The sequence below is a fragment of the Kribbella sp. NBC_00482 genome, assembly GCF_036013725.1.
GTDB lineage: Bacteria > Actinomycetota > Actinomycetes > Propionibacteriales > Kribbellaceae > Kribbella.
This window is the reverse complement of sequence record NZ_CP107881.1, coordinates 4559233-4584345: the sequence shown is the minus strand read 5'-3', so window position 1 is coordinate 4584345 and position 25113 is coordinate 4559233. Positions and strand designations below refer to the sequence as shown.

At 68.3% G+C, this 25113-nt stretch carries 24 protein-coding genes; 6 read left to right on the top strand and 18 right to left on the bottom strand.

What is annotated here, in order from left to right; genetic code table 11:
- Window positions 1–20: 20 nt before the first annotated feature.
- Window positions 21–968, top strand: a complete 948-nt coding sequence (locus OHB24_RS22520; protein WP_327632777.1) for a quinone oxidoreductase family protein — start codon at window positions 21–23, stop codon at window positions 966–968.
- Here the strand turns inward: OHB24_RS22520 and OHB24_RS22515 are convergent.
- The 3 genes from OHB24_RS22515 to OHB24_RS22505 form a co-directional block, all read right to left on the bottom strand.
- Window positions 958–2088, bottom strand: a complete 1131-nt coding sequence (locus OHB24_RS22515; RefSeq protein ID WP_327632776.1) for an epoxide hydrolase family protein — start codon at window positions 2086–2088, stop codon at window positions 958–960. The two genes, OHB24_RS22520 and OHB24_RS22515, sit on opposite strands and share 11 nt — an antisense overlap.
- 29 nt (window positions 2089–2117) lie before the next feature.
- Window positions 2118–2522: a hypothetical protein gene (locus OHB24_RS22510; protein ID WP_327632775.1), complete on the bottom strand. Its 405-nt coding sequence runs from the start codon at window positions 2520–2522 to the stop codon at window positions 2118–2120.
- Window positions 2523–2631: 109 nt separating this feature from the next.
- Complete coding sequence (locus OHB24_RS22505) at window positions 2632–2919, bottom strand: DUF1905 domain-containing protein (protein ID WP_327632774.1); 288 nt, start codon at window positions 2917–2919, stop codon at window positions 2632–2634.
- Between the two features lie 84 nt (window positions 2920–3003).
- On the opposite strand from OHB24_RS22505, the gene OHB24_RS22500 reads away from it, so the two are divergent.
- Entirely contained in the window at window positions 3004–3516 is a 513-nt protein-coding gene (locus OHB24_RS22500) for a GNAT family N-acetyltransferase (protein ID WP_327641088.1), read from the top strand.
- Here OHB24_RS22500 and OHB24_RS22495 read toward each other — a convergent pair.
- The 15 genes from OHB24_RS22495 to OHB24_RS22425 form a co-directional block, all read right to left on the bottom strand.
- Window positions 3470–4444 carry a cation diffusion facilitator family transporter gene (locus OHB24_RS22495; protein ID WP_327632773.1) on the bottom strand — a complete coding sequence of 325 codons (975 nt, stop codon included), beginning with the start codon at window positions 4442–4444 and terminating at the stop codon, window positions 3470–3472. The genes OHB24_RS22500 and OHB24_RS22495 overlap by 47 nt on opposite strands.
- On the bottom strand, window positions 4441–4842 hold the full coding sequence (locus OHB24_RS22490; RefSeq protein ID WP_327632772.1) for an ArsR/SmtB family transcription factor: 402 nt from the start codon (window positions 4840–4842) through the stop codon (window positions 4441–4443). Before OHB24_RS22490 ends, OHB24_RS22495 begins: the two co-directional genes overlap by 4 nt.
- Window positions 4843–4879: 37 nt before the next feature.
- The gene (locus tag OHB24_RS22485) at window positions 4880–5830 is read right to left on the bottom strand and encodes an acetylxylan esterase (RefSeq protein ID WP_327632771.1); all 951 of its coding nucleotides are present in this window, start codon (window positions 5828–5830) and stop codon (window positions 4880–4882) included.
- A 14-nt stretch (window positions 5831–5844) separates the two neighbouring features.
- Window positions 5845–6741, bottom strand: coding sequence for an NAD-dependent epimerase/dehydratase family protein (locus OHB24_RS22480; RefSeq protein ID WP_327632770.1), 897 nt, complete (start codon window positions 6739–6741; stop codon window positions 5845–5847).
- Window positions 6738–7616 carry a carbohydrate ABC transporter permease gene (locus OHB24_RS22475; RefSeq protein ID WP_327632769.1) on the bottom strand — a complete coding sequence of 293 codons (879 nt, stop codon included), beginning with the start codon at window positions 7614–7616 and terminating at the stop codon, window positions 6738–6740. Before OHB24_RS22475 ends, OHB24_RS22480 begins: the two co-directional genes overlap by 4 nt.
- A complete protein-coding gene (locus OHB24_RS22470; RefSeq protein ID WP_327632768.1) occupies window positions 7613–8500 on the bottom strand; it encodes a carbohydrate ABC transporter permease in 888 nt (295 codons plus the stop codon). Before OHB24_RS22470 ends, OHB24_RS22475 begins: the two co-directional genes overlap by 4 nt.
- The gene (locus OHB24_RS22465) at window positions 8497–9870 is read right to left on the bottom strand and encodes an ABC transporter substrate-binding protein (RefSeq protein WP_327632767.1); all 1374 of its coding nucleotides are present in this window, start codon (window positions 9868–9870) and stop codon (window positions 8497–8499) included. Before OHB24_RS22465 ends, OHB24_RS22470 begins: the two co-directional genes overlap by 4 nt.
- A 9-nt stretch (window positions 9871–9879) precedes the next feature.
- Window positions 9880–13035: a sugar-binding protein gene (locus OHB24_RS22460; RefSeq protein ID WP_327632766.1), complete on the bottom strand. Its 3156-nt coding sequence runs from the start codon at window positions 13033–13035 to the stop codon at window positions 9880–9882.
- A gap of 128 nt (window positions 13036–13163) precedes the next feature.
- Window positions 13164–13955 (bottom strand): IclR family transcriptional regulator, encoded by a 792-nt coding sequence (locus OHB24_RS22455; RefSeq protein WP_327632765.1) that lies wholly within the window; start codon window positions 13953–13955, stop codon window positions 13164–13166.
- 77 nt (window positions 13956–14032) lie between these two features.
- The gene (locus OHB24_RS22450; protein WP_327632764.1) at window positions 14033–14662 is read right to left on the bottom strand and encodes a response regulator transcription factor; all 630 of its coding nucleotides are present in this window, start codon (window positions 14660–14662) and stop codon (window positions 14033–14035) included.
- A complete protein-coding gene (locus tag OHB24_RS22445; protein WP_327632763.1) occupies window positions 14659–15813 on the bottom strand; it encodes a sensor histidine kinase in 1155 nt (384 codons plus the stop codon). The genes OHB24_RS22450 and OHB24_RS22445 overlap by 4 nt, the downstream gene beginning before the upstream one ends.
- A gap of 7 nt (window positions 15814–15820) precedes the next feature.
- Entirely contained in the window at window positions 15821–16303 is a 483-nt protein-coding gene (locus OHB24_RS22440; RefSeq protein ID WP_327632762.1) for a hypothetical protein, read from the bottom strand.
- A 122-nt stretch (window positions 16304–16425) separates the two neighbouring features.
- Window positions 16426–18024, bottom strand: coding sequence for an ABC-F family ATP-binding cassette domain-containing protein (locus OHB24_RS22435; protein WP_327632761.1), 1599 nt, complete (start codon window positions 18022–18024; stop codon window positions 16426–16428).
- A 116-nt stretch (window positions 18025–18140) separates the two neighbouring features.
- Window positions 18141–19550, bottom strand: coding sequence for a HAMP domain-containing sensor histidine kinase (locus OHB24_RS22430; RefSeq protein ID WP_327632760.1), 1410 nt, complete (start codon window positions 19548–19550; stop codon window positions 18141–18143).
- Window positions 19551–19552: 2 nt separating this feature from the next.
- A complete protein-coding gene (locus OHB24_RS22425) occupies window positions 19553–20236 on the bottom strand; it encodes a response regulator transcription factor (RefSeq protein ID WP_327632759.1) in 684 nt (227 codons plus the stop codon).
- 166 nt (window positions 20237–20402) lie between these two features.
- Here OHB24_RS22425 and OHB24_RS22420 point away from each other — a divergent pair, with 166 nt between their 5' ends.
- Genes OHB24_RS22420 through OHB24_RS22405 form a run of 4 tightly spaced genes read left to right on the top strand, consistent with a single transcriptional unit; the run spans window position 20403 to window position 25113 of the window.
- Window positions 20403–22196, top strand: coding sequence for an ABC transporter substrate-binding protein (locus OHB24_RS22420; RefSeq protein WP_327632758.1), 1794 nt, complete (start codon window positions 20403–20405; stop codon window positions 22194–22196).
- Window positions 22197–22202: 6 nt separating this feature from the next.
- Window positions 22203–23180, top strand: coding sequence for an ABC transporter ATP-binding protein (locus tag OHB24_RS22415; protein WP_327632757.1), 978 nt, complete (start codon window positions 22203–22205; stop codon window positions 23178–23180).
- On the top strand, window positions 23177–24190 hold the full coding sequence (locus tag OHB24_RS22410; RefSeq protein ID WP_327632756.1) for an ABC transporter ATP-binding protein: 1014 nt from the start codon (window positions 23177–23179) through the stop codon (window positions 24188–24190). Before OHB24_RS22415 ends, OHB24_RS22410 begins: the two co-directional genes overlap by 4 nt.
- Window positions 24187–25113, top strand: a complete 927-nt coding sequence (locus OHB24_RS22405; RefSeq protein ID WP_327632755.1) for an ABC transporter permease — start codon at window positions 24187–24189, stop codon at window positions 25111–25113. The genes OHB24_RS22410 and OHB24_RS22405 overlap by 4 nt, the downstream gene beginning before the upstream one ends.

The window sequence follows — 25113 nt, the reverse complement described above, 5'->3', positions numbered from 1 at the left end:
CAGATCGGACAGACACCCCCATGCGCGCGATCCAGGTCACCCAGTTCGGCGGCCCCGAGGTACTGGTACCGACCGAGCTCGACCCACCGACCGCCGGTCCCGGCCACCTCCGAGTCGAAGTCAGCGCGGCCGGCGTGAACTTCGCCGACACCCATCGCACCGACGGCTCCTACCGCGGCGGCGTCACGCTTCCGTTCGTCCCTGGCGTCGAGATCGTCGGCCGTACCGAGACCGGCCGTCGCATCCTCTCCCCCATCCTCGAGACCGGCGGAGGGTACGCCGAGTACGCCGTGGCGCCGGCGCACCGAGCGGTCGACGTACCGGAGGAGGTCAGCGACGGGCAGGCGCTCGCGCTGCTCATCCAAGGGCTGACGGCCTGGCATGTGTTGAGGAACAGCACGCGGCTCCAAGCAGGCGAGTCCGTGCTGGTGAACGCTGCGGCCGGCGGCGTCGGGTCGATCGCGGTGCAGCTCGCCAAGCAGTTCGGGGCCGGGCTGGTCATCGCGACGGCGTCGACCGCGGCCAAGCGGGAGCTGGCGCTGGAGCTCGGCGCGGATGTTGCTGTTGACAACAACCCGGACGGCTACGCGGACCGGATCCGGGAGGTGACCGATGGCGTCGACGTCGTACTGGACTCGACAGGCGGTCCGACCATGCTGGCCGGGCTCGAATGTCTCAAGGGGTTCGGCCGCCTGGTCAACTACGGCAACGCCGGTCGCGAGGGACGGCCCAGCGTCGACCCGAGTGCGCTTGCCCAACGCAACCTTTCGGTGGCCGGCTTCTGGCTGGTTCCCGCGATGGACCTGCCGGGCGGGTACGTCGAGCCCCTGACCGAACTGCTCGCCCTCACTGCCGCAGGCGAACTACGCCCGCTGGTCGGGGCCGAGTACGCGCTGGAGGATGCCCGCCGCTCACACGAGGATCTGCTCGCCCGCCGAACCACCGGCAAGCTCATCCTCAAGCCGTGAAATCCGAAAAGGCCGTGAAGAAGGAACGGATGTCCGCCGCCAGCACCTCAGGTTGTTCGAGCGCGGCGAAGTGACCGCCGTGCGGGTGGCTGGTCCAGCGGACGATGTTGTCGGTGTGGGCGACCTTGTGCCGTAGCGGGATGAAGTTCTCGTGCGCGAGGTCGAGGAGCGCGGTCGGCGTCCGCGACGGCTCGGCCGGCTGGCCCCAGTACGACGCGTGCGCGCGCTCGTAGTAGATCGCGCCGGACGATCCCGCGGTCCTGGTCAGCCAGTAGAGCATGACGTTGGTGAGCAGCAGGTCCCGGTCGATCGGCGAATCAGACCAGGTCGCGAACTTCTCCGCGATCCACGCCAGCTGCCCCACCGGAGAGTCGGTCAGCGCGTACGCGAGGGTCTGCGGGCGGGTCGACTGCAGGTCGGCGTACCCCTGCCGCTCCGCCGCGAACTCCTGCTGCCGGTGCCACGACGCCCAGGTCCGCTCGCGCTCGGCCGCGTCGAGGGGCGCTAGTTCTTCGAAGGTCGGTTCGGAGGTCGCGCCCGCGCCGGGGATGAGGTTGAGGTGTACGCCGATCACGCGCTCAGGATCGATCCGCCCGACCTCGCGGGAGATCGCCGAACCCCAGTCGCCGCCTTGTACGCCGTACCGCTCGTATCCGAGCCGTGTGATCAGCTCGGTCCACGCCCGCGCGACGCGCTTGAACTCCCACCCGGGCTCGGTGGTCGGGCCGGACAGCGTGAAGCCCGGGATGGTCGGGAGGATCAGGTGGAAGTCGCTCAGCAACTCGGCGACGAGGGTGAACTCGACGATCGAGCCCGGCCAGCCGTGCGTGAGCACGAGCGGGATCGCGTCCGGCGACGACGAGCGGATGTGGGCGAAATGGACGACCGCCCCGTCGATGACGGTGGTGTACTGCGGCCACGCGTTCAGCCGTGCCTCGGCGGCCCGCCAGTCGTAACCGTCCCGCCAATAGCCGGCCAGTTCCTGCAGGTAGTCCAGCGGTACGCCGCGGGACCAGCCGGCTCCCGGTAGCTCCGAGGGCCAACGCACCAGGTCCAGCCGTCGGCGCAGGTCATCCAGCTCACTCTCCGGCGTATCCAGCCGGAACGGTTCGATCATCATCGCGGCAACTCTGACATAGGAGGTGCCGGTCAGGCGGTGATTTTCTCCTGGGTGCGGTCGCGGATGACCTTGATGGCGACGGCGGCGATCAGGCACAGCACGCCGGCGCTCATGACGACGATGGTCAACGTGCTGGCGCCGCTCAGTGCGTTGTCGCAGGCCATCGGCGTGATCCCGGCAGCCGGCTGGAACGCGGAACCGCAGTCGGTCCCGCTCGCCGAGACCGACCGGAACCCGAGCAGCGCGCCGCCGCCCAGCAGCACCAGCCCGGCCACGCCGAGAATCTTGTTCAGCGAGATCACGGTCAAGCCGGATCTGCTGGATGTGGGCATGCCGATCGCACGCCCCGTGAGCCCCGTTGCACTTCGATCACTCCTGACTTCGTCGGACCACCCAGTCATCGACGGTACGGTCAGGCCCGCGATGATCCCCACCCGAGCAGCCGGTCAGCATCGATTCTTCACAGAGACCTTACTCAGAACATGACCGGCTGTGACGATGATCTCAGATCAAACAACGGTGCAGATCAAAAGGAAGGCACTCTCAACTGAGACGTTCCTCCAGATAGACCGTGATCTCGTCCCCCGGCTGCTTGCCGATCAGGGTCCGCAGGTCGCCCTTGACGGGCAGTTTGTGGGTCCCGTCGCCGAGCGCCATGAACGAACTCTCGAACGGGTGCCCGTCCATCGTGCCGCGGACCTTGACCAGTCCGCGGGTCCCGAAGTACGCCGCCGAATCCGGCATCTGCACGTAGGTCCAGCCGCCCTTGGCGTCGCTCTTCAGCAGCGGCGCGGTGAAGGTCTTGTCCAGCTTTCCGGTCTTCTTGCTCACGGTGAGCTCCTCTCTACACACCTAGGTAGAGACTGCGAACGGCGTTTCGACATCTCCTGCCAATCTATTCTGGGAAATGTGCAGATGACGATCCGCCGGGCCGGGCGGGACGACGTACCGGCGGTACTGGCGCTCCTCGACGGGGCGACCGAGTGGTTGGTCGCGCGCGGGCGGACCGACCAGTGGGGTACGGCGGCCCACTCGACGAGCCCGCGGCGGGTCGAGCAGATCACCGGGTTCGCCGACGACGGCGGGCTGTGGGTGGGCGAGACGGACGGCCGAGTGGTCGGTGCCCTCGCCGTTGGCACCGCCCTCGACTACGTGCCGCCGGCAACCGAACCGGAGCTGTACGTACGACTGCTCGTGACCGACCGCCTGTCCGCGGGGCAGAACCTGGGCGGGGTGCTGCTCGACCACGCCCGCGAGCTGGCCCGCGAGGACGGCGCACGGCTGCTGCGGGTGGACTGCTTCGCTGGCGGTGGCGGCGCGCTGGTCCGGTACTACGAGAAGCAGGGGTTCACGCGGGAGAGCGAGTTCGCCGTACCGCGGGTCAATGATGTGGATTGGCTGGGTCAGGTGCTGGTCCAGCGCCTGTGATCGCGCGGTGGACCACGCCGTGTGCGTCGCTGCAGTGCTCGGACTCCTGGCTTGCGGTGGCGTGATCGACCTGGAGCGTGGAGTGCGTCAGGTGGTGGCGCTCGGCAAGCACTTCCTCGATCCGGACCCGGATCTGGTGACAGTCCAGCCCCTCGGCGACCAGGATGTGCGCGGACGCGGCCGGCTCACCCGAGGTGATCTCCCAGACGTGCAGGTCGTGCACCTCGACCACGCCCTCGACCGCGCACAGTTCGGCGCCCAGCGCCTGCGGGTCGATCGCGATCGGCGCGGCCTCGAGGAAGATCCGCCCCGAGTCCCGGACCAGGGAGACGCCGGCCTTCAGCATCAGTACGGCGACCACGAACGCCGCGATCGCGTCCGCACGGGCGAACCCGGTCAGCAGGACGACGAGACCGGCGATCGCGGTCGCGATGAACGCGAACAGGTCGTTCAGGATGTGCTGGAACGCGCCCTCGACGTTGAGGCTGGAGCGGTTCGCCTTGCTGATCAGCCAGGTCGCGAAGAGGTTCACCACGATGCCGACAATGCCCGTTATCAGGACCAGCGCGCCCTTGACCTCGGGCGGATCGATCAGCCGGTTGACGGCCTCGTACACGAAGTACACCGCGAGCAGCAGCAGCGTGATGCCGTTGGCCTGCGCGGACAGGATCTCTACGCGCTTGAAGCCGTATGTGAACCCACCGGCCGGCGGCTTCGCGGCGAGCCGGATCGCTAGCAGTGCCAGCGCGATGGCGATCGCGTCGGTGAGCATGTGCGCCGCGTCGGTGACCAGGGCCAGCGAACCGGCCGCGAACCCGACGATCACCTCGGCGATCATGAAGCCGACGATCAGCGCGAGCGCACCGCTGAGCAGCTTCTTGTCCGCCGCCGCGCTGACACCGTGCCCGTGGCCGTGTCCCGCGCTCACGACTCGGTCCGTTCCGGGTGGATGGCGTCGGTGTGCTCGGTGTGTGCGACCGCGAGGTCGAGCAGCATCCGCACGTGCGCGTCGTCGAGCCGGTAGAACGCGTTCCGCCCGTCCCGCCGTACGCCGACCACGCGGTGGGCGCGCAGCAACCTGAGCGCATGGGATGTCGCGGACTCGCTCAACCCGGTGATCGCGGCGAGATCGCAGACGCACAGCTCTCCGTCGAGCAGCGCGACGAGCAACTTCAGTCGCCGCGGATCGCCGAGCAGACCGAACACGTCGGCCGTGTCGGCGATGTCGTCCTCGCCCGGCATCCTGGCGTTGACGCTCGCCACCCGCTCCGGGTCGACCAGCCGCACGTTGCACGAGTCGAGCTGCACATCTGCAGAACTCTTCATACGTCGAGACTAGGGCAGCAGCCTTGCGTGCCGCAAGCTACAGCGTGTCAGCGAGCCACTTCAGGTGACGCATGCGCTGCAGCTGGGCGCCGCCCTCGTGGCCGTTGTACGGCCAGACGTCGATCTCGGCCGGACCGCGGTAGTGGTTGTACGCCGCGAAGACCGTCGACGGCGGGCAGACCGTATCCATCAACGCGACCGAGTACCGGGCCGGAGCCGTCGCGCGGGCCGCGAAGTTCACGCCGTCGAAGTAGTCGAGGACGGAGAACACGTCCTCCGGCGGAATCCGGCGGCGAGCGAGGTAGTCGGCGATCTCGCCGTACCCGGTCTTCTCGATCATCTCGGTCGCCCGGCGGAAGTGCGTCAGGAACGGTACGTCGATCAACGCGGCCGCCACGTCCGTCCGCAACCCGGCGACCGCCTGCGTGATGCCTCCGCCCTGGCTGCCGCCGGAGACCACGATCCGGTCCGGGTCGGCGATCGGGTGACTCCGCGCCGCGTCCACCGCCCGGACCGCGTCGGTGAACACCCGCCGGTAGTAATAGGTGTCCCGATCGACGAGTCCACGGGTGAGGAAGCCGGGTATCTGCGGGTTCGCGCCCGGATCGGGATCGGCCGTCTCGGTCCCCTGCCCGCGCGTGTCCATGACGAGTACGGCGTACCCGGCGGCGGGGTACACGAGCCAGTCGATCGGCCAGTTCCGTCCGCCTTGATACCCCAGGAACTGCACGACCGTCGGCAATGGCCCGGCCGGGTCACGCGGCGCCAGGAACCACCCCGCGATCCGATGCCCGCCGAATCCCGTGAACCGCACGTCCCACACGTCGACCGTCGACAGCCCGGAGTCGTACGGGACGAAAGACGGGTCGAGTGGATCCGTAGAGGCCTTGGCCAGCGTTTCCTGCCAGAAGCGATCGAAGTCGGCCGGCTCGTGCCGCTCCGGACGGTACTCGCGGAGGTCAGGCAACGGCTTGTCGAACAAAGGCATGGTGATTCCTCTCCTTACCCGGCAGCGCGGGTGAGATCAGCGGGCAGCGGCCGGGCGTCCAACGGGACCTGATGCTCGGCCGTGAACCCGAGCAACTCCTCGACCTTCGACAGATCCATCGGTACGGCGCGCCCCCGCAACGTCTTCCGCACCGGAACCGAGGGGTGATACCGCGCCAACAGGTCCTCGGTCGCGTACGGCGCCAACGTCTCGGGGGCCGCGACCAGTACGGCGTGGAACCCCGACGCCGGGGCGACGAGCGCCAGCCGCAGCGCCCGCGCGGCGTCGCGAAGATCGAGGTACGCCCACATCTCGGTGGACCCGATCAGCGGGTCGGCCGTGGTCGCGGCCAGCCGATCACGCCGACGCCTGTCGTTGGCGACGAACGGCAGCCGCAAGGCGATCACCGTCAGGTCGTAGCGTCGCGCCATCATCTGAGCGGTCGCTTCGTCGACCTGCTTGGACAACCCGTACGGATCCTCGACCTGCGGCGGCAGACCCTCGTCGATCGGCACGTAGGCCGGATGCAGTGGCTGAGCCGCCCAGGGCAACCCGGTGATCCCGTAACTGCTGCTCATCGCGACCCGGCGGATCCCCCGCTGTCCGGCCGCCTCGAGGACGACGAAGGTCGCGCGGGTGTTGTTGCCGAAGACCTCGAGCGGCGTACCCAGGACGGGCGCCGGCACCGCGGCCAGATGGATCACGGCATCCACATCGACCAGCGCCTCGTCGACCGCGTCCGGATCGCCGGCGTCCCCGACCACCATCCGGTCCACCGGCAGCCCTTCCGGCTCGACCCGCTCCAGCGCGGTCACCGCGATGCCCTGGGCAACCAAGTCGTCCACCACGGCACGTCCGATCATGCCGCCTGCCCCCGTGACGAGAACCCGATTCACTCGCACTCCATTCATCCCTTGATCCCCCCGGCCAGTCCGGCGCCGCGGATGAAGTAGCGCTGGAAGAGCAGGAAGATGACGATCGGCAGCACCACCGAGATCAGCAGTCCGGCCATGAACAGGTTCACCTGCACGTTGTCGCGAATCGCCGGCAACATCACCGACAGCGGCTGTTTGGTCCGGTCCGGCAGCACCAGCTTCGGCCAGAGGAACTCACGCCAGGCCGCGATGATCGACAGCAGCGACACGACGCCGATGATCGGGCCGGACAACGGCAGCACCAGGGACGTGAACATCCGGAAGTTGCCGACGCCGTCGATCTTCGCGGCCTCGAACAGCTCGGCCGGCAGGTTCGCGAAGAACCGTCCGGTGATGATCACGTTGAAGGCACTCGCCCCGGCGGGCAGCCAGATCGCCCAGTAGGTGTTGATCAACGACCCGCCGATGATCGGTACGTCGATCACCGTCAGATAGAGCGGTACCAGCGAGATCACGCCGGGAATGAAGAGCGTCGCCAGCAACGCGCCGTTGACGAACTTCGCGTACCTCGGCCGCAGAATCGCCAGCGCGTAGCCGCCGGTCGTTGCCACCAGCACCGACACGGCCCAGTTGCCGAGCGCGATCCAGACGGTGTTGATCAGCGCCGGCCCGACCCGGAGCTGGGACCAGGCGGTCGCGATGTTCTGCCACTGCGGCTGCCCGGACCACAGGCCGAGCGGGTTCGACGCGATGTCGTTCGGTTGGGAGATCGCCGCCTTGGCCAGCCAGAGGATCGGGCCCAGTCCGGCCAGTGCGAGCAGCACGAGGATCAGGACCTGCCCGCTGCCGAGGGTCCACCGAACGAGCGGCCGGCTGCGGCCGGCCGGGGAGATGATGCCACGGTCGCTCATGTCGTCCCCCAACGCCGGGTCAGCCGGAAGTACAGCAACGACAGCAGGCCGAGGAAGATCGCCAGCAGGATCGACAACGCGGTCGCGCCGCCGTAGTCGCCGTTGATGAACGCGTAGTTGTAGAGCAGCATCAGGATCGTCGTGGTCGCGTTCGCCGGACCGCCGCCGGTGAACAGGAACGGCTCGGTGAACACCTGGAACGTCCCGATGATCTGCAACAGCAACGTGATCAGCAGGATCGTCCGCATCTGCGGCAGCGTCACGTGCACCACCCGCCGCCAGATCGAGGCTCCGTCGATCTCGGCCGCCTCGTAGAGATCCGTGCGTACGCCGGACAACGCGGCCAGGTAGATGATCATCGTCGAGCCCGCGTTGGCCCAGGTCGCCTCCAGGACGATGCTGGGCATCGCCGAGTGCGCGTCCTGCAGCCACTGGAACGGGCCCAGCCCGATGCCCCGGGCAAGGGTGTTGAACAGGCCGTCGTCACTCGCGTCGTAGAACACTCTCCAGAGCAGGATCGCCACCACCGGCGGCAGCACCACCGGCAGATAGGCGAGCACCGAGAACAACGCCCGCCCGCGGCGCAGCTCGCGGACGAAGACGGCCAGCGCGAGCGGCGCCGGGTACCCGAACACCAACGCCAGCAGGGCGAACCAGGCGGTGTTGCGGACGGCCGTCAGCAGCAGCGGGTCGGCAAGCACCTTGCGGAAGTTGCCGAACCCGACCCACTGCGCCGGCTCCACCAGGTTCGTCTGCTGGAACGCGAGGACCAGACCGCGTGCGATCGGCCACCACGAGAACAACCCGAACACCAGCAACGTCGGGATCAGGAACACCAGGGTGCTGATCCCGCCGTTGCGGATCCACCGGGCGGTACGAGTCACGGGGTCGCCAGCAGGCCGTCGACGGCCTTCGACGAGTCAGTGAGCAGCTTGCCGATATCGGTGTCCTTCTTGGTCAGCACCGTCTGCACCACGGTGTCGAGGTTCGCGTAGACCTTCTGACCGGCGACCGGCGGCTCGATCATCAGCTTCAGCGACGCCGCCTTGCTCGTGTACGGCGTGAAGTTCGCCTGCACTGTGTTCACGTACGGCTTGATCCACGTGTTGTACTGCTGCTGCGACGCCTCGTCGAACAGCCACAGCATCGGCAACCCGACGGAGTGCACCTTGTCCGCGTTCGCGGCCTTGGCATCGGTGACGGCGTGGTCCTGGTCGGTGAACTTCTCCAGCCAGAAGAACTCCGCCCACTTCACCGCCGCCTCGACCTGCTCCTTCGAGGCCTTCGGGTTGAACATCTGTACGGCGCCACCGGTCAGCGTGCCGCCGTCCGGGGAGTTGAGCGGCAGCGGCGCGACACCGATGTCCTCGCCCTTGGCGCCCATCGTGGTGACCTCGTCGCGGTAGTCGCCCGGCGTACCGATGTACATCCCGATCTTGCCGCCGGCGAACTCCTGCTGCAACTGCTTCTGGTTGAACAGGAAGTTGCTGCCCATCGCGTTGTCGGTCCAGCGCATCTCGTGCAACGCGGTCAGCGCGCTCTTCATCGGCGCGTCGTTGAACGCGGCCGACGCCTTGCCACCGTCGACGTTCTCGATCTTCCCGCCGTACGTGTACGTCATCGCGGTCAGGATCCAGCCACCGGTGTTGTTGGTGGTCATCATCGCGTAGCCGGCCTTGCCGGTCTTGTCCGCGATCGCCTTCGCGTCGGTCCGTACTTCTTCCCACGTCGTCGGCGGCTTGTTCGGGTCGAGCCCGGCCTGCTTGAACAGGGCGCGGTTGTAGTTGAGGCTCATCGTGTACGCCTGCACCGGCAGCCCGAAGATCTTCCCGCTGGAGTCCTGGACGGTCTTCAGCACCTCGGGGTTGATCTTGCTGCCGACCGGCGACGCCTTGACCACGTCGGTGATGTCGGCGAGCTGCTTGCGCTCGATCAGGCCCTGTACGTCGGTGTACGGGATCGCGACCACGGTCGGCAGCGTCCCGGCGGCCAGGTCGGCCTGGAACGTCTGTACGTCGTACCCGTACTCCGAACCCTCGATCTTGATCTTCGGGTTCGCCTTCTCGAACTCGGCGACCCGGTCGGTCCAGGTCTTCAGCGCAGCCGCCTGGTCGGGCGTCGGCTTCTGCCCGACCTTGATCGTCACGGTGCCGTCGGCCTTCGTGCCCTCGGCACCGGATTCCGACGAGCAGGCGGTGGCGCCGAGGATCACCAAGGCGGCGACTACCCCCGTCATCCGTCGTGTGGTCAGCACGTGCATCTCCTAACTGGTGAACGTTCCGGGCAGGAACAAGGTCGTGGTCTTTCCGGTGACGATCCCGCTCGCCCACTGCAGCGCACCGGCACGCCCGGCGCCGTCGTTCTCGTTCAGGGCAAGGGATATCGCGACCGGTCCGGTCGGTTGGCTCTGGAACCCGAGCGCTGCCCACGGGATCTTCACCTGGTACGACGTGACTCCGTCGGCGCGCGTGATCGCGGCCGTCGCGCCCGGTGTCGTACCGGTCGGGCTGCCGTCCGAGGTGCCGAACGTGTAGACGGCCGGACCGGTCGGCAGCAGCGCTGTGCCGATCTCGGTCGCGGTCGCGTTCTCGCCAGGCAGCCCGTTGCTGATCGCGAACTGCAGGCTGTCGCCCCGCCACAGGTTCGGCGCGGTCTCGGTCTGCGAGAAGACGTCATCGGTGACCGCCGCGTTGACGATCAGTCCGGTGGCGTCGTACTGGAAGTTGGCCGAGCCGGACAGGTCGGCGGCGCCACCCCAGGGGCGGGTGAAGGTGAGCCAGCTGGCGTCAGTGGCCAGGTTGATCGAACTCGTCGGCGTCGCCGCCGCGGGACCGATCGGGTCGAAGGCGGTCGTGCCCTTGACCGAGATCTTGTTGCCGTCTGACGTGGTCAGATCGACGGTGTAGGCGTAGGCCTTCCATGGTGCGAGACCGGTGACCGGGATATTGATCGTTGCCTTCTGCCCCGGTTGGATCGACTGACCTGCTCCTGCGGTCCCGTGCTGGCCGGCGATGGTCCAGGTCAGGTCCTGGATCGTCGCGGCCGTGCTCGCCCTGGTGTTGGTGAGCTCGACGCCGAGCGCGGTTTGCAGGTCAGGGGTGAGCTGTGGAAGGACGCGGACCTTGGTCGCCGGTTCGACACTGGTCCAGGCGACCAAGCGGGCGGTCGGCTTCCCGGCGCGAGCAACGGTTGCCACGACGTGCCGCGGGCCGAGCGTGTCGCTCGCCGGGATCGGGATGGTGACGGTCGTGTTCTTGCCGGGCGTCACCAGAACGCGCTTGGTCTGCCCCGCGACCGTTACGTCGCGCAGGCCGAGGTTGCTCACGGCACCTTTCAGCGTGACAGTGACGGCCGTGGGCTCCTGCGAGTTGGACGGGTCCGCGGCCGCGATCGTCAGCTGCGGTGCGGCCTGCTGGGTGACCGATGTGGCCGGTCCCTTGACGAAGACCGGGTCCTGGTCGACGGTCAGGCTCACAGCGCCGGCCGTCGGGGTCAGGGTCGTCTTGTGGCCGTACATGTCGGTCACTTCGAGCGGGCTGGTCGTGTTGAGTTTCACCGACGACGTGCCTGCGGCTGTGGACCACAGCACGCGGGTGGTCGCCGTACCGGAACCGAAGCGGTACGAGTAGAGCGGCGACGGCAGTGCGTCGCGGCCGCTGTAGGCGAGACCGGTCAGGGCCCGGATCGTGGTTGCCTTCGCGACCAGGCCCGGCTTCGGCGCCATCCCGGCGATCGGTCCGGCGGGTGCCTGCAGAAGGCCGAAGGTGCTTTCCTTGTCGTCCAGGTTCGTGCCGTCGTTGAGCGCGTCGTACCAGTAGAACTGGCTGACGTTGCCGGCGACCATGATCGTGTCGGTGCGGATGGACTTGCGGGCCTGGTCGATCATCGATCCGCCGAAGCTCGGCGCGGTCGGGTACCCCTCCTCACTGACCCAGATCGGCTTTCCGGAGCCGCCGTTCGCGTCGGCCGCGGTGCGCAGGCTCTGGAGCTGCGTGTCCAGGTCGCCCTCGGGGCCGCCGAACGTGTAGATGTGCGCGTTGATCGAGTCCAGATAGGCCAGGCCGCCGTTGGACAGCACCTGGTCGCGGAACGAGGTGTCGCCCTTGTTCGGCCCGATGTCGGCGATGACGTTCGCGCTCGGGTTGTCCGCGTGGGTCTGTTCGTACGCCGCCTTCATCAGCTGCACGAAGCACGCGCCGGTGACGCCGCAGGCACTGTCGTTGAAGCCGGGCTGGTAGTACTCGTTGTAGGTCTCGATGTCGTTGGTGGTACCGGCGAAGTGCTTGAGCCAGAAGCTCTGGTACCGGCCGAACCCGGCGAGCCCTGCGGGGGTGCTCGGGGTCTTGCCACCGTCGTACAGGGCGTTGCGGTAGCCGGTCACGAGCAGCGGGCGGATGCCGTTCGCCTTCGCGTCCGCGATCATCGCGTCGTACTGCGGCTCGACGGTGTAGTTGCCCGGCGTTCCGGATTCGACGTGTCCCCACTCGAGGCTGTCGCGGATGTGCGAGAAGCCGGCCAGGGCGAGCGTCCGGATCAAGGCGCCGCTGAGGTTGTAGTAGTGGTTCATGTGGGTGTTCACACCCCACTTACCCGTTGGGGACTGGATCCCCGCGGGTAGCGGTGGGATGACGGCGAGCGTCGTACCGACGACCGTCTGCCCGGCGGTGAGGCGGAGGTTGTAGAACCCGGGGCCGAGGGCCGCCGTGCTGATCGAGCCGTTCGTGGTGTTGCCTGAGGCAACGGGCAGGTACTGGTCGTCGGTGATGCTCCAGGCGACCGAAGGGGCAGTGGACGTGAGGGTGACGTTGCCCGAGCCCTGCGTGAAGACGAGGCTCTGGTTCGTGACCGTGATGCCGGTGGTGTCCGCGAACGAGATGCTGACCGACGAGACGCAGACCGAGCTGATGACTCCACCAGGAGCATTGGCCATCAGCCGGATGTCGGCGCCGTTCGCGCGGTTCTGGAAGTTGACGTTGGACATCCGGAACTGGGTGGACGCCCAGGCGCCCGTGCCGGGGAAGACGAACCACGGCAGCGGGGTGAAGGCCGAGCTGACGCTGTCGTACTGCGCGGTGAGCTGCTGACCGGGGGTGTCGAAGTAGTTGACCGTGAGCACCGCGTCGGTGGCACCGGCCGGGATCCGGGTCGCGTCGATGTTCAGGTAGATGTACTGGTCCTTCAGCTCCTGGCTGGTCTGCCAGCAGGGAACCCCGAGGCGGCTCGACGCCGCGTGCTCCGGGACCTTGTCCGGATCTCCCGGCCACGCGGCCATCCCGTCCGCGGCGACCGGGTTGGTGAAGACGATGCCGGGATTGGTGGCCGCCTCCGCCGGTACGCCCGACTGCACGGCGACCAGCGCTCCGGTTGCCAACGCTCCCCCAGCCAGCACCGCGAGCACTTTCCGAACCGGACCGAGCATGGGGCGGTTCCTCTCGTCGTGTTCACATATATGAACGCTGTCTGTGATGCTGAACGACGAAAAGGTAGGGCGAGGCACACGAACGTGTCAACGGTTCGATTCGCTGGGTCGAGCCGGCGAGGGTCGGCTCAGGCGCCGGGGAAGCGGCGGAGGGTGCCGCCGATCTCCTCGGCGTGCTCGTGCAGCGCCTGGACCACCTCGCGCTGATGCGCGTCGGTGAAGCGGGTCAGCGGAATCGAGCAGCTGAGCGCGTACGTCGCCGGCCGCCCGTACGGAATCGCGACCGCGATACTGCCGAGCCCGAGCGAGTCCTGCTCCCGCTCCGCAGCCCAGCCACGGACGCGGATGTCCTGCAGCTCGAGCGCCAGCGACGTGTGATCGGAGATCGTGTGCTGAGTCTCGGTCGCGAGCTCGGCCGGGATCCGCTGCCCGACCTCCTCAGGCGAGAACTGCGCGAGCAGCACCTGCCCAAGTGCAGTCGAATGCGCTGGTACCCGCCGCCCGACCCGCGACCCGCTGCGCAAGATGTGCATCGACTCCCGACTGGCCAGGTACACCACATCGGCACCGTCGAGCCGTGCCAGATGAACGGTCTCGTTGAGATGCGCGCGCAACGCGGCAAGGTGCGCGGTAGCGACCTGGTTGACCACGTCCCGATCAAGGAACGCCGTCCCCACCAGAAGAGCGCGAACCCCGATCCCGTACGCCGTACCGCGGTCGTCCGACTCGACCCACCCGGCGCCGACCAGCGTCCGCAACAACATGTGGATGCTGGACTTCGGATAGCCCAGCTGGCTCGCCAACTCGGTCAGCGTCAGCCGCCGCGGGGCCTGCGCCAGCGCCTCCAGCAGCTCCACCGTCCGAGCCGCCGACTTCACCCCACCAGGGACGTCGGCCCTCTTCGCAGCTCCGTCGCTCATCTCCCCCGCCTCCTCCCGAAACACCTAAGTTCGGTATATCAGATCACGTTCGCATACCTGAACAGCTCAGCGGTGCGTCAGGCGAGGCCGAGGCGGTAGGCGTAGGCGACTGCTTGGGCTCGGTCGCGGAGGTTGGCTTTGGCGAAGAGGTGGTTGATGTGGGTCTTCACCGTGGCCTCGCTGACGACCAGGTGGCGGGCGATCTCGGTGTTGGACAAGCCCTCAGCGATCAGGCGCAGTACCTCGACCTCGCGCGGTGTGAGTCCCGAAACCGTGGCTTCGGTCCGTTGGGTCGTGCCCTCGATCAGCCGGCGCTGGACGTCGGCGTCGACGATCGACTGACCGGCGGCGGCCGCCTGCAGAGCCCGGCCGATCGACTCCGCGTCCGCGTCCTTGGTGAGGAACCCGCGCGCTCCGGCCCGCAGCGCGGACAGCACCGACTCGTCGTCGCTGTACGTCGTCAGCACGACGACCTCGGTCCGCGGATGGTCTGCCCGCACGCGCCTGGTCGCCTCCACCCCGTCCATGGTCGGCATCCGCAGATCGACGAGCAGGACGTCCGGGTCGTGCTCCGCCACCAGCTCGACCGCTTCCCGGCCGTCCGACGCGGCCGCGATCACGTCGATCCCCGGGAGCAACTTGAGCAACGTCACCAGGCCGTCGCGCACCACGGTCTGGTCGTCCGCGACCACCACTCGCACACTCACGCAGGCACCTTCAGTTCGACCCGCCAGCCCGTCGAAGTCGGGCCGGCCTCCAGCGATCCGCCGACCAGGTCGGCACGTTCACGCATCCCGAGCAGACCATAACCACCCGGTGCCCCCCGTTCCGGACGCCGCCCCGGCCGATCCTCAACAGTCAGCCGGACCAGGTCGCCGTACGACAGCCGCACCTGCACCGGCGCGCCCGGCGCGTACTTGCGAGTGTTCGCGAGCGCCTCCTGCAACGTCCGGTACAGCGTGCTCAACGCCTCGGCCGGCAACTCCCGCTCCGCGCCGTCGACCTCGAACTCCGCGGACGCGCCACTCTCCAGCCGGTACGCCGTGACGAGATCGCCGAGCGCCCGTACGTCGGGAACCGCGTCCTCCCGCAGCGCCGCAACCGCCCGCCGCGCCTCGGCCAACCCATCCGCGGCCAAGCCCTGCGCCCGCGTCACCTGCTCGATCGCCTCCGCCGACGCCCCGTCCCGCACAAGCATCAGCCGCGCCCCCTGCAGGCTCAACGACAACCCGGCCAGGGAATGCGCGAGTACGTCGTGCACGTCACGCGCGATCCGCGCCCGCTCCGCCAGCGCCGCCGCCCGCTCGTGCTCCTCGATCGCGGCCTGTTTCCGGGCCAGCGACACCTCGAGATCCTCCAGCTGCTGCTCGCGAGTACGCCGGTTGACCGCCGCAAGAGTCAGCGCGACCACCCCGAACGCGGCCCCGAACGCGCCGGGCAGCGACCGCGTGGTGAGGTACAGCGGGACACTCGCACCAAGGATGCTGATGGCAACGATGATCCATTCGAGCGGCTGCGCGCGGTAGTAGCGGACCGCCGCCCGGCTGACCCAGAACGGGACGATGATCATCGCGCTGCCTGGCAACGCGTACCAGAGCACCGATCCGGCGATCGCGAACACGAGCAGCCCGTAGCCGGCCGGGCCGGGCGGCTCGCCGTACTTCAGGCCGAACAGCGTGATGTTGCTGACGACAACGATCACGCCGAGCGCGACGATCAGCGGGTACGGCAGTCGCTGGTCGTCGTGGTGCTGGGCCGCGACGACGAGAGAGAGGATCGTGATCGCTCCCGGGACGGCACGCAGCAGCAGGCCCGGCACGGAGTTCTCCCGTACCAGGCTTGCCGGCGTCCACGTCATGGCCTCATCATGCCCGCTGCGCCGCCAGCGGAATGTCCATGGCCAGCGAGCGGCGGTAGATCATCGCGTTCTGAGCACCGATCGTGATGCCGATCGTCAGTGCGAGCGCCGCCTTGCTGAGTCCGCCGTGCGGCCAGAGAGCGGCCGACGCGAACGACCCACCGACCCGGAGGCCGATGGTCAGCAGCCACAGCAGGAGCGTCGGCACGGTGCCCTTCTGGAACAGGCCCTGGTCGGTCTGTGTGAGCCGGATGCTCGCGCCGCGGGCGAGACCGCAGCCGAGCAGTACGACGCAGTCGAGCGCGAGGAACGCGAGCTCACCGGTCGAGGCGCTGTGGACGGCCGACGACAGCGAGAGCACGCCGACGGCCAGCAGGATCAGCGGCATTACGACCAGGGACTTCTGCGTGACGAGCGAGCCGGTTACCTGCCGGCCGATCACCCGCACCAGCACCAGCAGGCCAATCAAGATTCCGAGCAGGGCCGACATGTCAGCGGTTCCTTCCGAGGAGGTTTTGTCGTTGCTGACAAGCCTCCTCGGAAGCGGCATCGGGCACGTCAGCCCTGAGGTGAGACCCAGGTGGAACCAGGTCTCAACCCCAGGGTTGACACTTACGCGAGAGACACCAGGTCGAGGTAGTCGTCCGACCACAGGTCCTCGGAAGCGTCCGGCAGGATCAGCACGCGATCCGGCCGGAGCGCCTCGATCGCACCCTCGTCGTGGGTGACCATCACGATCGCGCCCGGGTAGCTGCCGACCGCGCCGAGCACCTCGTCCCGGGACGCCGGGTCGAGGTTGTTGGTCGGCTCGTCGAGCAGCAGCACGTTCGCGCTGGAGTGGACCAGGCCCGCAAGTGCGAGCCGGGTCTTCTCACCACCGGACAGGACTCCGGCCGGCTTGTCCACGTCGTCACCGCTGAACAGGAACGAGCCCAGCACGTTCCGCACCTCGCCGTCCGTCAGCCCGGGAGCGACCGACGCCAGGTTCTGCCGGACGGTGCCGGCCAGGTCCAGCGTGTCGTGCTCCTGCGCGAAGTACCCGAGCCGCAGTCCATGACCAGGTACGACGCGACCGGCATCCGGCTGTTCGCGGCCCGCGAGAAGCCGGAGCAGCGTGGTCTTGCCCGCGCCGTTCAGCCCGAGGATGACGACCCGGCTCCCCCGGTCCACGGCCAGATCGACACCGTCCAGGACCTGCAAGGCGCCGTACGACTTCTTCAGGCCGACCGCGGACAGCGGGGTGCGGCCGGACGGCGCCGGGGCCGGGAGCCGGATCTTGGCGACCCGCGCGGCCCGGCGTACCGGCTCCAGCCCGGCGAGCAACTTGTCCGCGCGACGGGCCATGTTCTTGGCCGCCATCGCCGTACTCGCACCGGCCTGCATCTTCGCCGACTGGGCATGCAGGACCGCGGCCTTGCGCTCGGCGACCGCACGCTCGCGCTTCCGGCGCCGCTCGTCCACCTCCAGCTGCTCGAGGTACTTCGTCCAGCCGGTGTTGTGGAGGTCGATCGTCAGCCGCTGCGGGTCCAGGTGGAAGACCCGGTTGACCGTTGCCTTGAGCAACTCGCGGTCGTGGCTGATGACGATCAGGCCGCCGGGGTAGGCCAGCAGGAACTGCCGCAGCCACAGCACCGAGTCGGCGTCGAGGTGGTTGGTCGGCTCGTCGAGCAGCAGTACGTCGTGCTGCGCGAACAGGATCCGGGCCAGCTCGACGCGCCGGCGCTGCCCGCCGGACAGTTCGCCGACCGGCTGCTCGAGCGCACGGTTCGGCAGACCGACACCGGAGGCGAGCCGCGCCGCTTCCGCCTCGGCCGCATAACCGCCGCCGGCCTGGAACGCGGCCTCGGCGCGCGCGTACGCCGCCATCGCCTTCTCCTGCGCCTGACCCGTGGCCGAACTCATCGCAGCCTCCGCCGCACGGAGCTCCCGTACGGCGACGTCCAGGCCGCGCGCAGACAGAATACGCGCGGTAACTGTGATCGCGGGATCGGCCGCCCGCGGGTCCTGCGGCAGGTAGCCGACCGACCCGGTCACGGTGACCTGTCCCGTCGCGGGACGGGCCTCACCGGCGAGGGTCTTGAGCAGCGTGGTCTTGCCGGCACCGTTACGGCCGATGAGCCCGACACGGTCTCCCGCGCCGACACTGAACGAAACGTCGGCCAGCAGCAACTGCGCACCGACCCGAATATCTACACCGCGAACGGCGATCATGATGGTTACTCTCCGTGGTAGCTAGTGGACACACCTCACCTGCAGAAGCGGGTGCGCCAGCTAGACACAGAGGCAAGTAGCCATGCGCCCACGGTAACCGGGGCGGACAAGATCCGTCAGCTGATTTTCGCAGGGAGCTCGACGACGAAGCGGGCGCCGCCGCCCGGCCGGTCGGTGACCTGGATGGTGCCGTGGTGCCACTGGACGTGGCGCGCGACGATCGCGAGGCCAAGCCCCACGCCGCGGCCACGGCCCGACGTCTCGCCGCGACCGAAGCGTTCGAAGACCCGCGACCGCTCCTCGGCGGCGATGCCCGGCCCGGCGTCGTCGACGGTGATGACGACACCGAGACCGCCCGCCTCGACGCCCACGCCCTTACAGCCGCCCGCGTGGTCCTCGGCGTTCTCGACCAGGTTCGCGATCACCCGCTCGAGCCGGCGCTTGTCGGCTTGCAACGTGAGCGCCTCGGCCTCCGGCGCCACGACCGTCACCTCACGGCCGGCGGCCGCATCGGCGGCGGCCCGGACCAGGTCGGCGATCCGGACGATCTCCCGGCTGCCCCGGTCGCCGCCGTCGTCGCGGGAGATCTCCAGCAGGTCGATCACCAGCCGCCGGAACCGGTCCAGGTCGTCACCGAGCAGCTCGACCGGCTCCCGGACGGCGGTCGGCAGCTCGGCGCGGTGGTTCTGGATCAGCTGCATCGAGTTCAGCATCGTCATCAACGGCGTCCGCAGCTCGTGACTCACGTCGCCGGCGAACCGGGCGTCCGCCGCCACGCGGCGCTCCAGGTCCGCCGCGGTCTGGTTGAACGACCGCGCCAGCCCGCCGAGGTCCTTGTCGTTCTCCGCCGGCAACCGCGCGTCGAGCTTCCCGCGCGCCACCGCGTCCGCGACCCGGGTCAGCTCCGCGAGCGGGCGCAGCGCGAGCGTGCTCGCCAGCCGCCCGACCACGAGCCCGACCAGCGCGGTCGCGATCGCCGCAGCGATCAGGGTGATCTTCATCCGCCGCAGCGTGTCGTCCAAGCTGCTCAGCGGATGCCACTCGAAGAACGCGTCCCCCTGACGCCCGATCGGTACGCCGACCGCGAGCACCGGCTGCCCGCCGACCTCGATCCGCCGCTGCACCACCTTGCCGGTGATCGCGGCCTGGATCAGGTCCGGTGGCAGATCGGACGGCTTCCCGGTCATCGCGTACCAATGATCCTGGAGGTACAGCATCGTCGCCGCCGCATCGGTGGACGGCAGGCTGTTCATCACCTCCATCACGGACACCCCGGGTTGCAGCGTCGGGCTCTCGCACTCGACGTGCTCGTGGCTGGGCCGGCACGGCACCGGCGGACCGAACAGCCCGTACCGCAAGGCCGCCCCGTTGTCGGCCGTGATCGTCTCGGCCGCCGCCTCGCGCTGCTCCACCAGGTAGTCCGAGACCACGGTCCACGTCACGATCGCCAGCACGGTCGACAACCCGAGCGCCAGCAGGCCGTACGCCAGCATCACGCGGCCCCGCAGGGTGACCCGTCCCAGCAAGGTCAGCTCACCAGTCGGTAGCCCAGGCCGCGGGCAGTGACGAGGTGCTTCGGGCTGGCCGGGTCGCGCTCGATCTTCAGCCGCAACCTCCGGATGTGGACGTCGACGATCCGGCTGTCACCGAAGTACCCGTAGCCCCAGACCTTCGACAGCAATTGCTCGCGGCTCAGCACCTTGCCCTCGGCATTGGCCAGCTCGGCGAGCAGCTTGAACTCGGTCCGGGTCAGCGGCAGCACGTCGCCGTCCCGCGTCACCTCGGCCCCCGGTACGTCGATCCGAAGGTCACCGACCTCGACCAGGTCGGCCTGCCGCGCGCCGGCCGGCTCGACCCGGCGCAGCAGCGCCCGGATCCGGGCCGACAACTCCTTCGCGACGAGCGGCTTCGTCACGTAGTCGTCCGCGCCTGCCTCCAGCCCCGCGACCACGTCGTGACTGTCGGTCCGCGCGGTCACCATGATCACCGGTACGTCGCTCGCGCGGCGGATCTCCCGGCAGACCGCGAAACCGTCCCGGTCGGGCAGCATCAGGTCCAGCAGCACCACGTCCGGTTTCTCCCGGCGCAGAGCGGCGAGAGCGTCGTACCCGTTGGCCGCTTCCGCGACCAGGTACCCCTCGTCCTCCAGGGCAAGTCGCAGTACCCGCCGGATGCGCGGCTCGTCGTCGACCAGCAGCAAGCTGTGTGCCACGGGACCAGTGTCGCTCACCGGCGGACCGCACGGCGATTACGCCTGTCATGAATCCGTCATGTTCGGGCGGGGGCCGATTGACATCTGTTTGACGGTTCCGTGATCCCGGTCCCAGGCCCGCCCGGGAGTCCTAACTTCGGCGCTATCGAGTCCCGGAGGAGGACCAATGGCCAGGAAACGGCTGGCGGCAGTATCCCTTGCCGCCGTTGCGAGCATCGCGCTCGCGGCTTGCAGCAGTGGCGGCACCACACCGTCCGGATCCGGAGGCAGTGCCGGCACACCTGTCAGCGGCGGCACCCTGAACATGCTCGGGGCGGGCGACGTCGACTACATGGATCCCAACATCAGCTACTACTCCGTTGGTTACCTGAACCTACGGATGTGGAGCCGGCAGCTGTTCACCTATCCGGCCGACCCCGGCGGCAAGAACACCACGCCGGTCGCCGACCTCGCAACCGAGATCCCGACCGCGGCGAACGGCGGGATCAGCCCGGACGGCAAGACGTACACGATCAAGATCCGGCCCGGAGCGAAGTGGAGCACCACCCCGGGCCGCCAGGTGACCGCCGCCGACCTGGTCCGCGGCGTCAAGCGGACCGCCAACCCGGTACAGCCGTTCGGCGGCATCCCGGACTTCGCGGACCTGATCGTCGGCTACAAGGCGTTCGCCGACGGCTTCGCCAAGGCGCCGAAGACGGTGGCCGGGATCCAGGAGTACATCGACAAGACCCCGTTGCCAGGTGTGGAGGCCAAGGACGACACCACCGTCGTCTTCCACCTCACCCAGCAGGCGTCGTACTTCGTCGACATGCTGACGCTGCCGGCCTTCTCCGCCGCCCCGGTCGAGTCGCTCAAGTACCTGCCGGCCAGCACCGAACTGGGCAACAACTTCCCGTCCGACGGCCCGTACAAGGTCGACTCGTGGGTGCCGACCAAGTCGATCACGTACTCCCGCAACCCCAACTGGGACGCAGGCTCCGATCCGGTCCGGAAGGCGTACGTGGACAAGATCGTGGTCAACGAGACCGTCACCCAGGACTCGATCCAGCAGCAGTTGCAGACCGGTACGCCGACAGCCGACATGGAGTTCGACGTCGCGCCGCCGCCGTCCCAGCTGCCTGCTCTGCAGGCCAAGAAGGACCCGAAGCTGACGATCGGCGACACCTCGAGTTCGAACCCGTACGTCATCTACAACACCGTCTCGCCGAACAACGACAAGGCGATGCAGAACCCGAAGGTACGGCAGGCGATCAGCTACGCGATCAACCGCGACCACATCCTGCAGGTGCTCGGCGGCAAGACGCTGAACCCGCCGCTGACGCACGTGCTGCCGGACGTGATCACCGGCTCCAAGCAGATCGATCCGTACCCGTACAACCCGGACAAGGCCAAGCAACTGCTGGCCGAGGCAGGGTTCCCGCACCTGACGCTGAAGTTCCTCTACCGGAACGCGACCGAGGGCAGCAGCAAGTCATTCCAGACGATCCAGCAGGACCTGTCCAAGGTCGGCATCACGGTCGTCGGCGTACCGTCGCCGAACGCGGACTTCTACGTGAAGTACCTGCAGGTGCCGAGCGTCGCGAAGCGCGGTGTCTGGGACGTCTCGCTGGCCGGATGGGGCGCCGACTGGTACGGCAACGCGGCACTGTCGTTCTTCAACCCGCTGTTCTCGGGTGAGCCCTCGTTCCCGCCGATCGGCAGCAATTTCGGGCTCTACAACGACCCGGAGACCAACACGCTGATCAAGCAGGCGATCGCCGCACCGACCGTCGACGCGGCCGCCGACCTGTGGGCCAAGGCCGACGCCCGGGTGATGGACCAGGCGGCGTTCTTCCCGCTGACCAGCAACAAGCAGGCGAACTACCACGCCGAGCAGGTGAACAACGCGGTCTACGTCCCGTCGATGCAGAACTACGACCCGACCAACGTATGGCTGTCCAAAGACAAGCAGGGCGGCTAAGACCTCATGGCCCTGCTTGAAGTAAGGGACCTCAAGGTCTCCTTCGACACCCCGGACGGTACCGTCCGTGCCGTCCGGGGGCTGTCGTTCGACGTGGACGCCGGCCAGACGCTCGCCGTGGTGGGCGAGTCCGGGTCCGGCAAGAGCGTCGCCACCCAGACCATCACCGGCCTCACCCGCGGCGCGACAGTCTCCGGTACGGCGTACTTCGACGGCACGGACCTGATCACCGCGGACCAGGCGACGCTCCGGCGGCTGCGGGGCGCCCAGATCGGCATGATCTTCCAGGATCCGCTGTCCAGCCTGCACCCGCAGTACCGGATCGGCTGGCAGATCGTGGAGATGATCCGGGCGCACGACCTGACGATCGGCAAGCAGGCAGCCCGGAAACGGGCCGCCGAACTGCTGACCCTGGTCGGCATCCCGCGGGCGGCGGAGCGGATCGACGACTATCCGCACCAGTTCTCCGGCGGGATGCGGCAACGGGTGATGATCGCGATGGCGATGGCCCTCGACCCGGCGCTGCTGATCGCGGACGAGCCGACCACCGCGCTCGACGTAACGGTCCAGGCCCAGGTGCTGAACGTGATGCGCCGGCTGCAGGAACAGTTCGGTACGGCGATCATCCTGATCACCCACGATCTCGGCGTGGTGGCCGAGATGGCCGACGAGGTCGTGGTCATGTACGCCGGCGCGGTGATGGAACGCGCTCCGCGCCGGGACATCTTCTACCGCAACCACCACCCGTACACGCAGGGTCTGCTCGCCTCCCTGCCGGCCCGCAGCGAGGACCGGCTGACCCCGATCCCGGGGACGCCGCCCAGCCTGATCAGCCTGCCGAAGGGCTGCCCGTTCGCGGCCCGGTGCTCGCACGTGTTCGACAAGTGCTCGGAGCCGCCACCGCTGACCGACGTGGGCGGCGACCCGCGTCATCAATCCGCGTGCTGGCTCCCCCACGACGTGAACGAGGCGGTGGCTTCATGAACGACGTACTGCTCAAGGTGGACGACGTACGGAAAGAGTTTCCGACACATTCCAAGGAGGTGGTGCAGGCGGTCGCCGGGGTCTCGCTGGAGGTGCACAAGGGCGAGACGCTCGGACTGGTCGGTGAGACCGGCTGCGGAAAGTCCACGCTCGCTCGTTGCATGGCGCATCTGTACGACGTGACGTCGGGGTCGGTGTGGTTCGAGGGCCAGGAGATCAGCAAGCTCTCGCGCAAGGCCATGCGGCCGCTCCGCCGGGACGTGCAGGTGATCTTCCAGGACCCGTACGGCTCGCTGAACCCGCGCCGTCGGGTCGGGTCGATCATCGGCGATCCATTCGCGATTCATGGAATTGCCGCCGGCAACGAGCGGAAGAAGAAGGTCCAGGAGCTGATGGAGCTGGTCGGGCTGAATCCCGAGCACTACAACAGGTTCCCGGCCGAGTTCTCCGGTGGCCAGCGGCAACGGATCGGGGTCGCGCGAGCGCTAGCACTGCGGCCGAAGCTGGTGATCTGCGACGAGCCGGTGTCGGCGCTGGACGTGTCGATCCAGGCGCAGATCATCAACCTGCTGTCGGATCTGCAGCGGGAGTTCGACCTCACCTACGTGTTCATCTCGCATGACCTGTCCGTGGTCCGGCACGTGAGCGACCGGATCGCGGTGATGTACCTGGGCAAGATCGTCGAACTGGCGCCGACCAGGGAACTGTTCGGGCAGACCCGGCACCCGTACACGCGGGCACTGCTGTCGGCGCTGCCGGTGGCGGACCCGGACACCGCCGACAGCCGTGAGCAGATCATCCTCGGCGGCGACATCCCGGCCGCGACGAACCCGCCGACCGGATGCCGGTTCCACACCCGGTGCCCGAAAGCACGGCTCGACTGCACCGCCGAGGAACCCGTTCTGGAGCCGGTCCTGGACGACAACCCCGCCCATCGCACCGCATGCATCTACCCACTGACGGTGGGCGAAGACTTGTCCACCGCCGTACCGGACCTGAAGGCATCATGACCGCGGCTATCGAGATGGTCGATGTTCTCGACGAGCCGAAGGCGATCGAGGGGCGGAGTCCGTTCTCGCTCGCGTTGCGGCGGCTGCGCAAGGACAAGGTGGCGATGATCTCGCTCGTCGTGATCGTGCTGATCGTGCTGATGGCGGTCCTCGCGCCGGTGTTCGCGGCCGTGACGGGGCATCCGCCGAACGAGCAGTACCGCGACATCGGGCTGACGCCGGACGGCCTGCCGCGCGGACCGAACGGCACGTTCTGGCTGGGGACGGACGACCTCGGCCGCGACATCCTGGTGCGGATCGCGTACGGCGCCCGCATCTCGCTGCTCGTCGGCGTGATCGCGACCGCCATCACGGTCGTCATCGGCGTCGTACTGGGGCTTGCGGCGGGGTTCCTCGGAGGGATCACCGACACCGTCCTGGCGCGGCTGATCGACGTGGTGCTGTCGGTGCCGTTCCTGCTGGTCGCGATCGCGCTGGTGTCCGTGACCGGGCCGAGCCTGACCGTCACGGTGCTGGTGATCGGCTGCTTCAGCTGGGCGTCGGTGGCCCGGATCGTCCGCGGTCAGGTGCTGTCGCTGCGGGAGCGGGAGTTCGTCGAGGCAGCCCGTTCGCTCGGGGCCGGCGACCGGCGGATCATGTTCGTCGACGTACTGCCGAACGTGATCGCGCCGGTGATCGTCTACACCACGCTGCTGATTCCCGTGGTGATCGTGACCCAGGCGACGTTGTCGTTCCTCGGGCTCGGACTGCCCCCGCCGACGCCCGACTGGGGCGGGATGATCAGCGAGTCGCAGAACTACTACACGACCGCCTGGTGGTTCATCCTGTTCCCCGGTCTGGCGCTGCTGGTCACCACGCTCGCCTTCAACCTCTTCGGTGACGGGGTCCGGGACGCCTTCGACCCCCGCGCAGATCGGACCTGA

Bases quoted from the DNA above. Each gene is read 5' to 3' on its own strand.
- OHB24_RS22520 (WP_327632777.1), top strand. From the start codon at position 21: ATGCGCGCGATCCAGGTCACCCAGTTCGGCGGCCCCGAGGTACTGGTA.
- OHB24_RS22515 (WP_327632776.1), bottom strand. From the start codon at position 2,088: ATGATGATCGAACCGTTCCGGCTGGATACGCCGGAGAGTGAGCTGGAT.
- OHB24_RS22500 (WP_327641088.1), top strand. From the start codon at position 3,004: ATGACGATCCGCCGGGCCGGGCGGGACGACGTACCGGCGGTACTGGCG.
- OHB24_RS22490 (WP_327632772.1), bottom strand. From the start codon at position 4,842: ATGAAGAGTTCTGCAGATGTGCAGCTCGACTCGTGCAACGTGCGGCTG.
- OHB24_RS22485 (WP_327632771.1), bottom strand. From the start codon at position 5,830: ATGCCTTTGTTCGACAAGCCGTTGCCTGACCTCCGCGAGTACCGTCCG.
- OHB24_RS22480 (WP_327632770.1), bottom strand. From the start codon at position 6,741: ATGAATGGAGTGCGAGTGAATCGGGTTCTCGTCACGGGGGCAGGCGGC.
- OHB24_RS22475 (WP_327632769.1), bottom strand. From the start codon at position 7,616: ATGAGCGACCGTGGCATCATCTCCCCGGCCGGCCGCAGCCGGCCGCTC.
- OHB24_RS22460 (WP_327632766.1), bottom strand. From the start codon at position 13,035: ATGCTCGGTCCGGTTCGGAAAGTGCTCGCGGTGCTGGCTGGGGGAGCG.
- OHB24_RS22455 (WP_327632765.1), bottom strand. From the start codon at position 13,955: ATGAGCGACGGAGCTGCGAAGAGGGCCGACGTCCCTGGTGGGGTGAAG.
- OHB24_RS22445 (WP_327632763.1), bottom strand. From the start codon at position 15,813: ATGACGTGGACGCCGGCAAGCCTGGTACGGGAGAACTCCGTGCCGGGC.
- OHB24_RS22440 (WP_327632762.1), bottom strand. From the start codon at position 16,303: ATGTCGGCCCTGCTCGGAATCTTGATTGGCCTGCTGGTGCTGGTGCGG.
- OHB24_RS22435 (WP_327632761.1), bottom strand. From the start codon at position 18,024: ATGATCGCCGTTCGCGGTGTAGATATTCGGGTCGGTGCGCAGTTGCTG.
- OHB24_RS22420 (WP_327632758.1), top strand. From the start codon at position 20,403: ATGGCCAGGAAACGGCTGGCGGCAGTATCCCTTGCCGCCGTTGCGAGC.
- OHB24_RS22415 (WP_327632757.1), top strand. From the start codon at position 22,203: ATGGCCCTGCTTGAAGTAAGGGACCTCAAGGTCTCCTTCGACACCCCG.
- OHB24_RS22410 (WP_327632756.1), top strand. From the start codon at position 23,177: ATGAACGACGTACTGCTCAAGGTGGACGACGTACGGAAAGAGTTTCCG.
- OHB24_RS22405 (WP_327632755.1), top strand. From the start codon at position 24,187: ATGACCGCGGCTATCGAGATGGTCGATGTTCTCGACGAGCCGAAGGCG.